This window comes from Streptomyces hazeniae (assembly GCF_031845485.1).
GTDB classification, from domain to species: domain Bacteria; phylum Actinomycetota; class Actinomycetes; order Streptomycetales; family Streptomycetaceae; genus Streptomyces; species Streptomyces hazeniae.
In genome coordinates this window covers 1-4,290 of record NZ_JAVREQ010000052.1, presented here as the reverse complement: position 1 = coordinate 4,290, position 4,290 = coordinate 1, and the positions used below count along the sequence as shown (strand labels likewise).

Below are 4,290 nucleotides of genomic sequence, written 5' to 3'. Positions count from 1 at the left end.
CGAGGGCTTGGTCGGTGCGTCCGGCGACGGGGGTGCCGAGGGGGATGTCGGTGCCGGCGCCGAGGCGGGTGAGGGTGGCGGCGAGGGCGGCGTGGAGGACCATGAAGACGGTGGTGCCGGTCTCCCGTGCCAGTTCCACCACGCGGGCGTGGGTGGCGGCGTCGAGGGTGAGAGGGGCGTCGGCGCCGTGGCCGGTGGGGTGTGCGGGGCGTGGCCGGTCGGTGGGCAGGGTGAGCTCTTCCGGGAGGCCGGCGAGGGTGTCGCGCCAGTGGTCGAGCTGGGTGGCGAGAAGGCTGCCGGGGTTGTCGGGGTCGCCGAGGAGTTCGTGCTGCCACAGCGTGTAGTCGGCGTACTGGACGGGGAGCGCGTCCCAGTCCGGTGACCGGCCCTCGCGGCGGGCGGTGTAGGCGGCGCCCAGGTCGCGCAGGAGAGGGCCGACGGACCATCCGTCACCGGCGATGTGGTGCAGCACCAGGAGCAGCACGTGCTCGTCCTCGCCGGTCGAGAACAGCCGGGCACGGAACGGAACCTCCGACGACAGATCGAACGGACGCGCCGCCTCCGTACGGACCGCCCTGTCCACGTCCTCGGCGTCCGGCGTGCCGAAGGGGAGCTCCACCGCGTCGGGAGCAGGCAGCACGTGCTGGTGCACGCGCCCGTCCTCCTCGGAGAACACCGTGCGCAGCGCTTCGTGACGGCCCACCAGGTCGGTCAGGGCCGCCGCGAGCGCCACCCGGTCCAGGTCTCCCGCCAGCCGCAACGTGTGCGCCACGTGATAGGCGGAGCCGGTGATCCGGGTGAGGTCGAGGAACCACAGACGTCGCTGAGCGGGTGACGCCGGCAGCGTCGTCGGCCGTTCGACGGACTGCAACGCCGGCCGGGCGGCCTCCGCCGACCCGATCAGTCCGGTGAGACCCGCCACCGTGGGGCAACGGAACACGTCGCGGATCGACAGCTCCACACCGAGGACGCCCCGGACCCGCGCCGACAGGCGTGCGGCCAGCAGCGAGTGGCCCCCGATCCGGAAGAAGTCGTCGTCGACGCCCACGACGTCCCGGCCGAGCAGCTCGGCGAACACGCCGCAGAGAATCTCCTGGTGCGCGGTCCGAGGTGCCCGGTACGGAGCACTCCCGCGGAACTCGGGCTCCGGCAGGGCGCGACGGTCCACCTTGCCGTTCGGGGTCAGCGGCAGCGCCTCCAGCGGAACGAACACCGACGGCACCACGGAGTCCGGAAGTTTCGCCCGCGCGTGGGCGTGCAGTTCCGCGACATCGGCCGACCCCACCAGGTAGGCGACGAGGTGACGCTGGCCGGCCCGGTCCTCCCGTACGGTCACGAGCGCCTTCTCGACGTCCGGGTGAGCCGTCACGGTGGCTTCCACCTCGCCGAGCTCGACCCGGAAGCCGCGGATCTTGACCTGGTCGTCCGCCCGGCCGACGAACTCGAGCCCGCCGTCGGTCCTGCGCCGTGCGAGGTCCCCGGTGCGGTACATCCGTGCCCCGGGCGGTCCGAACGGGCAGGCGACGAACCGCTCCGCGGTCGCCGCGGGGCGCCGGAGATAGCCGTGCGCCAGGCCGTCACCCGCCACGTACAGTTCGCCCACCACGCCGTGCGGCACGGGTGCCCCGGCCTCGTCGAGCAGGTGGACCTGGGTGTTGGCGAGGGGCCGTCCGATGGGCAGCACCGCCCGATCGGCGTCGGCGGGCGACACCGGGTGCGTGGTGGCGAACACCATGCTCTCCACCGGCCCGTAGCCGTGCACCAGCCGCAGCCCGGTATGCCTGCGCCGCACCGCGTGGACATGGGCGACCGAGGGGGCCTCGCCGCCGGTCATCACCTGGCGCAGCGTGTCGAAGACCTCCGGGTGGTCGTCCGCCATCACCGCGAACAGCCCGGCGGACAGCCACATCGTGGTGACCGCGTGCCTCCGCACGAGGTCAGCGATCGACAGCGGTTCCGGCGTCTGTCCCGGTGCGAGCACGCACGCCCCGCCGTGCAGCAGCGACGGCCACAGTTCGAGGGTGAGTCCGTCCCACGACACCGGGGCGCACTGCAGGGACACCTCGCCCGGGCCGAAGGCCACGTAGTCCTGCCCGAAGAAGGTGCGCACCGTCGCCCGGTGGGGTGTCGCCACACCCTTGGGCCGGCCCGTCGACCCCGAGGTGTAGAGCACGCACGCCATGTCGTCGGCCGAGACCGTCACGGCGGGCGTCCGGTCGTCCTCCGCGCGCAGCGCCTCCACGTCCCGGTCGACGCGGACCACGTCCGGGCCCTCGGGAATGCGTGTGCTCAGCGCCTCGTCGGAGACGACGGCACGGACACCGGCCTCCGACAGCACGGTGCGGGTGCGCTCGGTCGGGTGCTCCGGGTCGAGCGGCACGTAGGCGGCGCCGGCCTTGAGAGCGGCCAGGAGTGCAGTGACGAACTCCGGGCCTCTCGGCAGCAGCACCCCGACGCGGTCGCCGCGCCGCACCCCTCGCCGGAGAAGCAGCCGGGCGAGCCGGTTCGCGGACGCGTCCAGGTCCCCGAAGGTCACCGTGCGGTCTTCGAAGAACAGCGCCGGCGCGTCCGGGGCTGCGGCCGCCCGCTCCTCGAACAGCTCGTGCAGGCAGCGGTCCGCGGGGTACGGGGTCGCCGCCCCCGCGGCCTCGGACAGCAGCGCGCGGTGCTCCGCCTCCTCCAGGACGGCGACGGACCCCACCCGCAGATCCGGGTCGGCGACCACCTGCGTGAGAAGGCGGACGAACCGCTGAGCCGTGCGGTCCACGGTCTCCGCGTCGAACAGCGCGGTGGCGTACTCCAGTACTCCGTCGACCCCGCCCGGCGAACCGTCCTCGCCACGGGTCTCGGTGAGCAGGAAGGACAGGTCGAACTTCGCGGTGGAGACGGGCACGGGTGCGGAGTCGGCGTCCAGCCCTGGCAGGTCGATGTCGGTGGTGGCGTTGTTCTGGAGGACGAGCATGGTCTGGAAGAGGGGGTGGTGGGTGAGGGTGCGGTGGGGGTTGAGGTCTTCGACGAGGGTTTCGAAGGGGAGGTCCTGGTGGGCGTAGGCGGTGAGGTCGGTGTTGCGTACGCGGTTCAGGAGGGTGCGGAAGGTGGGGTTGCCGCTGGTGTCGGTGCGCAGGACGAGGGTGTTGACGAAGAAGCCCACCAGGTCGTCGAGGGCTTGGTCGGTGCGTCCGGCGACGGGGGTGCCGAGGGGGATGTCGGTGCCGGCGCCGAGGCGGGTGAGGGTGGCGGCGAGGGCGGCGTGGAGGACCATGAAGACGGTGGTGCCGGTCTCCCGTGCCAGTTCCACCACGCGGGCGTGGGTGGTGGCGTCCAGCTGGAACCGGTGCAGTCCTCCGGTCCGGTCCGCCTCCGCGGTGGCCGTCCGGTCCGCCGGCAGCTCTATCCGGTCCGGGAGGCCGGCGAGGGTGTGGCGCCAGTGGTCGAGCTGGGTGGCGAGAAGGCCGGCGGGGTCGTGGGGGTCGCCGAGGAGTTCGCGCTGCCAGAGGGTGTAGTCGGCGTACTGGACGGGCAGTTCGTCCCACCCGGGTTCCTCGCCGTCGCTGCGGGCGCTGTAGGCGGCACTCAGGTCGCGGAGCAGCACGGGCATCGACCAGCCGTCGCTCACGATGTGGTGCATCACCAGCAGCAGCACGTGCTCCTGCGCGGACACCCGCAGCAGGTGTGCCCGGAGCGGGACGTCCCTCTCGAGGTCGAACAGCCGGGCGGACTCCGCCTCCACGGCTGCGGCGACCTCATCCTCGGCGCAGTCCACGACGGACCACGACAGGTCGAAGTCGTCCGCCGGCAGGATGTGCTGGTGGGGTTCGCCGTCGGGGGCGGGGAAGACGGTCCGCAGCACCTCGTGACGGGCCACGACGTCCTTCGCCGCACGCCGCAAGCGGTCCGCGTCGAGCGGCCCGCGCAGGTGAACGGTCCACGGCACCTGGTAGGCGGCGTCGCCGTCCTCGGTCGCGTCCAGGAACCACAGCCGCTGCTGCGCGTGCGACAGCGGAATGCGTTCGGGACGACAGGCCGGCAGCAACGGAGTCCGGGCCTCCTGCGTATCCGACAACCGGCCGGCCAGGCCCTCGACGGTCGGAGCACCGAAGAGGTCACGGATGCCGGCCTCGACGCCGAGCGTCGCGCGGATGCGGCTGATGAGCCGGGCGGCGAGCAGGCTGTGTCCGCCGAGGTGGAAGAAGTTGTCGTCGGCGCCGACGGTGTCGAGGCCGAGGACGTCGGCGAAGAGGGTGCAGAGGATCTCTTCGCGGGGGGTGCGGGGTGGCCGGCCGGTGGTGG

Annotated in this window: 1 protein-coding gene; it reads right to left on the bottom strand. The window is 73.0% G+C overall.

Annotated features, from left to right (window positions below; all coding sequences use genetic code 11):
- Window positions 1–4,290: amino acid adenylation domain-containing protein (locus RM572_RS28440; RefSeq protein WP_311676254.1), on the bottom strand; the 4,290-nt coding region annotated here is incomplete at both ends.